This window comes from Halorubrum sp. AJ67 (genome assembly GCF_000513435.1).
Genome location: NZ_CBVY010000020.1, coordinates 43,154 through 48,288, shown reverse-complemented (window position 1 = coordinate 48,288; position 5,135 = coordinate 43,154). Strand labels below are relative to the sequence as shown.

The following is a 5,135-nucleotide window of genomic DNA, read 5'->3' as shown; positions in this document are numbered from 1 at the left end:
AAACACGAGTACCACAACTACGGCCCGCTCGGCAAGCACGGGTTCAAGCGTCCCGAGGACGCCAAGACGGAGGTCCTCGAAGTGAAGGTCCAGAAGCTCGACGAGGACGCGGCGCTGTACGCCGCGGAGGACCTCGCCGAGGAGGACGGCGACGCGTACGTCTTCGACGCGCGCGACGTCGTCGAGGACGGCCACGAGGCGGACGTCGTGAAGGTACTCGGTGGCGGACAGGTTCGGCGGGAACTTCGCGTCACGGCGGACGCGTTCACCGCCGGCGCGGTCGAGCTCATCGAGGAAGCCGGCGGCGAGGCGACGCTCTCCGAGCGCGCCGAAGACGCCGCTGACGAACCGGAAAACACTTCCGACGACGAGAACGACGAGGCGTAACATGAGCTGGAAGGAGGCCGCCGAACCGGTGCTCTCGCGGATGCCCGTCGTCGAGCGGCCCGCGGGGCACGTCCCGTTCAAACGGAAGCTCACGTGGACGGCCGGAATTCTGATCGTCTACTTCTTCCTGACCAACATCAACCCGTTCGGGTTGGCGGTCGGGCAGGGGTCTGACTTCTTCGGGCAGTTCCGGTCGGTGCTCGCCGGCTCGTCCGGCTCGCTGTTACAGGTCGGTATCGGACCGATCGTCACGGCGTCCATCGTCCTCCAGCTGTTGGGCGGTGCGAATCTCCTCGGACTCGACACGGAGAACGATCCGCGTGACCAGGTCCTCTATCAGGGCCTCCAGAAGCTGCTCGTGGTCATCGTCACCGCCCTCACGGCGGCACCGATGGTGTTCACCGGGTCCTTCCTTCCGGCCGACGACGCGGTCGGGAGCGCGCTCGGCATCGGTACGTTCGGCGTCCAGATGCTGATCTTCGCGCAGATCTTCGTCGGCGGCGTCCTCATCCTGTTCATGGACGAGATCGTGAGCAAGTGGGGGGTCGGCTCCGGCGTCGGGCTGTTCATCATCGCGTCGGTGAGCCAGCAGATCGTCGGCGGTTTCTTCAGCTTCTCCGCGCTCGGCGCGTCCGGCTTCTTCGCGAACTGGTACGGCGTGATATTCGGCGACGTGCCGGTGTCGATGTCGCCGTTCACGGCCGAAGGGCTCCAGAATCTCCTGTTCGATCCCGGGAACATTCTGGCGCTTTTCACCACGGTGTTCATCTTCGGGATCGTCGTGTACGCGGAGTCGGTCCGCGTCGAGATCCCGCTGTCACACGCCCGCGTGAAAGGGGCTCGCGGACGCTTCCCGGTGAAGCTCATCTACGCGTCCGTCCTGCCGATGATCCTCGTTCGCGCGCTACAGGCGAACATCCAGTTCCTCGGCCAGCTCCTCTCTTCGCAGTGGACGGGGATGCCGGGGTGGCTCGGCACGTACACCGACGCGGGACAGCCCATCTCCGGGCTGTTCTACTATCTGAACCCCATTCAGGCGCGGACCCAGTGGATGTGGTTCCTCGGCGAACTCGAGGCGGCGTCCATCGAGCCGTGGATGATCGGGATCCGGCTCGCCGTCGACCTGACGTTCATGATCGTCGGCGGTGCCATCTTCGCGATCTTCTGGGTCGAGACGACCGGGATGGGACCGGAGGCGACGGCGAAACAGATCCAGAACTCCGGGATGCAGATCCCCGGGTTCCGCCGGAACCCGCAGGTCGTCGAGAAGGTCATGGAGCGGTACATCCCGCAGGTGACCGTCATCGGCGGTGCCCTCGTCGGGTTGCTCGCCGTGATGGCGAACCTGCTCGGCACCATCGGTCAGGTCTCCGGAACCGGGCTGCTGCTGGCGGTCTCTATCACGTACAAGCTTTACGAGGAGATCGCCGAAGAGCAGCTGATGGAGATGCACCCGATGATGCGCCAGATGTTCGGGAACGAGTAGCGGATATCCGCGGAACCGCATTTTTCACGCGTCGCACGACGGCCCAGCGATGCGTCCCCGATCCGTCGCGGTTCCGACATCCCAACGGGGTGCCCCGTCGGTCTCGCGACCCGGTTCGTCCGACCTCGAGTCTGCCCGTTTATTGCCCTAGGCGGTCAATCGTGGACCATGGCAGACACGATCCTCGTTCCGCTCGAACTGCCGGATCCCGAGCCTCTGTCGCCGGTGTTGATCGAGGACCTCTCGTCGCTTTCGGTCGTGGTCCTCGGCCACTACGATCTCCCGGAACAGACGCCGGTCAGGTCGGCGCGCGAACAGTTCGGTGAGGCGGCGCAGGCGACGCTCGACGCGGTCGCCGAACGGTTCGTGGACGCGGGAGCGTCCGTTCGAACGCGGTTGGTGTTCGGGAAGGACCGCGCGGCCGCGATCCGGCAGGTAGCGGCCGAAGAGGGCTGTGCCGCCGAACTCGACCCCGCCCCGACGGAGGGGATCGCCCGGATCCTCGTGCCGCTCCCGGACGTTGCCGAGTTCGATCGACTCCCGCGGTTCATTCGAGTTCTGAGCGAGGACTCCATCCAAGAGATCACGCTGTTCCACGTCGTGGAGGGAGCGGAACGCCGCGAGCGGGGTGAGACGGTCGTCTCGGAGACGCGAGAGCGACTGATCGAAGACGGGTTCGACGCCGGGTCGCTCGACACGCTGGTCGTCGAGGGCGACGGACACGACGAGGAGATCCTCCGAATCGCGGCCGAGTACGACGCGGTCGTAATGTACGAGCCGGAGTCCACGCTGAGCGACCGCGTCTTCGGGACGCTGGCGGACCGGATCGCCGACGAGACCGGCGATCCGGTGATACTCGTTAACAGGGACTACTGAGTCCGGTTCGCACGCCGTTGCCCGGTTCTCAGTCCGTCTACTCCGGCTCCGTCGGAGCGGCCTCGTCGTCCTCTTCATCGCGACGATCGCTGAGGATCGTCCCGATCGCTCCCGTCCTGTTGGTCCGGCTGCGACCGTACACGAAGTACGTCAGCGCGCTCGCCGTGATGATCCCGACCGCTCCGAGGATCGGCAGCCCCCCCATCTGCGTGAGTAGCCCGATTCCGGCGAGAAAGCCGAACGCCTGTACGAACGGGTAGCCCGGGGCCCGAAACTCGGGTTGGTACGACGGCACGTCGGCCTCCCGGAACGCGACCAGCGCGAGGTTGATGATCGAGAAGACGAGTATCTGGAACGCGCTCGCCAGCTTTGCCAGTTCGATCACCGGCACGAACGCGATGAGCAGCAGCAACACGACTCCCGTGAGCAGGACGGAGTTCCGGGGCGTCTTGAACCGCTCGTCGATGGTCCGTAACGCCGGCGGCAGGAGGTCGTCCCGACTCATCGCGAGCGGGAACCGCGACGAGGAGAGCACGCCGGCGTTCGCCATGCTCGTCAGCGCGACGACGGCGATCACGGAAACGAACACGACCCCCGCACCGCCGAACAGTTCGCTCGCACCGTCCGCCATCGGCGTGAGGGAGGCCGTGCCGTCTGGCCCACCCGTGTTCAGCACGTCGGGGTCGCTCAGTCCGACGACCGCGCCGACGACCGCGACGTACAGGACCGTCATGATCCCCATCGAACCGAGTATCGCGCGGGGGAGGTTCCTCCCGGGGTCTTTCACCTCCTCCGCCACGCTTGCGACCTTCGTGACGCCGGCGTAGGAGACGAAGACGAAGGCGGCGGCGGTGACGACCCCGAGGTTCCCCTCTGTCGCGAAGGGCGTGTACCGGCCGGCGTCGGCTACGAACCCCGCGTTGAGGACGTACGCGAGGAGCCCGGCGACGACAAGCGAAACGATGACCGCCTGGATCTGCCCGCTCATCTTGGTCCCCGAGACGTTCAACGCGACGACGAGAACGCCGAGCGCTAGCGCGACGTACACCACTGCGCCCTGCGAGAGCGGCGCGAAGAGCAGCAGGTACGCCCCGAGACCGACGAGCGCGAACGAGCTCTTGAAAACGAGCGAGAACCACGCGCCGATCCCGGCGATCGTGCCGAAAAACGGACCGAGCGCCCGGTCGATGTAGAGGTACGTTCCCCCGGACTCGGGCATCGCCGTCGCCATCTCGGCCTTCGACAGTGCGGCCGGCAACACGACGAGTGCGGCCAACACGTACGCGAGGATCACCGCCGGCCCCGCCTTCTTGTATCCCAGCGCCGGGAGGACAAATATTCCGCTCCCGATCATCGCGCCCATACTGATCATCATTGTCGGGTACAACCCGAGGCTCCGATCGAGGTCGTGGTGCCCCATGCGCGTATCCGTTAGTACCCGTTCTCGCGGTTTATCACCGTCGAAAACCCAAAAATAAGCGCCTCAGGCCTCCCGATACGGCACCGACGTTCGGACCGGGCCCTCGTCCGCGGCCGTCGGAGCCGCCTACGACTCGTCGCGTCGGCCGTTCCCGCTTGCTTCGGTGTCGTCGTCCGCATCGACCTTCTCGTCGACCGTCTCTTCGACCTTCTTCTCGACCGTCTCTTCGACGGTTTTCTCGACGGTTTCGCCGACCGTCTCCTCGACGGCCTCCTCGACGGTTTCGCCGACCTTCTCTTCGACGGTCTTTTCGACCGTCTCTTCGACAGTTTCGCCGACCTTCTCTTCGACGGTCTTCTCGACCGTCTCGCCGACGGTCTCTTCGACCTTCCCGGTCACCTCCTCGCTGACGGTGTTACTGACGTCGTCGGCGACCCCGCTTACTTCCTTGTTGACGGTCTCGCCGACGCTCTTCTCGACCTCCTTGCTCACCGTCTCTTCGACCTTCTCGCCGACGGTCTCCTCGACGGTCTTCTCGACTTCCTTGCTCACCGTCTCGCCGACGGTCTTTTCCACCTCTTTGTTGACGGTCTCACCCACGGTCTTCTCGACCTCCTTGTCGACGGTCTCGCCGACGCTCTCTTCGACCTGTTTGCCGACCTGATCTGCGACCTCGCGGGTCATCCAGTCGGGGTCGAACCGCGCCATCTTCCAGACGACGTGGATCACGTACGAGGCGAACACGCCGATCCCGAACGCCATCGCCACGGTGTTCATCTGGGTCGTCGCGATGAGTACGATCGATACGGCGATCAGCGCGCCGTACGCGATGTCGGTTATCGCGTCCACTCGGGCCGGACTTACCATCCTCGCCCCCCCGTCTCACTGTCGAGCGCGTCGCGTCGTCGCGTGGCGTCTCCGTTCATACGTCCGTATTCTGCGCCGCCCGCGTAAAAGCCTCTCATT

General features: G+C 65.3%; 5 protein-coding genes. 3 read left to right on the top strand and 2 right to left on the bottom strand.

Annotated features, from left to right (window positions below):
* From BN903_RS13450 to BN903_RS13440, 3 genes are all read left to right on the top strand, one after another.
* Window positions 1-387 (top strand): uL15m family ribosomal protein (locus BN903_RS13450; RefSeq protein ID WP_048078221.1); only part of this gene is annotated, 387 nt, incomplete at its 5' end.
* Window position 388: 1 nt separating this feature from the next.
* Window positions 389-1,873, top strand: coding sequence for a preprotein translocase subunit SecY (gene secY / locus BN903_RS13445; RefSeq protein ID WP_048078220.1), 1,485 nt, complete (start codon window positions 389-391; stop codon window positions 1,871-1,873).
* A 168-nt stretch (window positions 1,874-2,041) separates the two neighbouring features.
* Complete coding sequence (locus tag BN903_RS13440; RefSeq protein WP_048078219.1) at window positions 2,042-2,749, top strand: universal stress protein; 708 nt, start codon at window positions 2,042-2,044, stop codon at window positions 2,747-2,749.
* Between the two features lie 37 nt (window positions 2,750-2,786).
* Here the strand turns inward: BN903_RS13440 and BN903_RS13435 are convergent, their stop codons facing one another.
* On the bottom strand, window positions 2,787-4,169 hold the full coding sequence (locus BN903_RS13435) for an APC family permease (RefSeq protein ID WP_048078218.1): 1,383 nt from the start codon (window positions 4,167-4,169) through the stop codon (window positions 2,787-2,789).
* A 126-nt stretch (window positions 4,170-4,295) separates the two neighbouring features.
* Window positions 4,296-5,036: a hypothetical protein gene (locus BN903_RS13430; protein ID WP_048078217.1), complete on the bottom strand. Its 741-nt coding sequence runs from the start codon at window positions 5,034-5,036 to the stop codon at window positions 4,296-4,298.
* Between the last annotated feature and the right edge of the window lie 99 nt (window positions 5,037-5,135).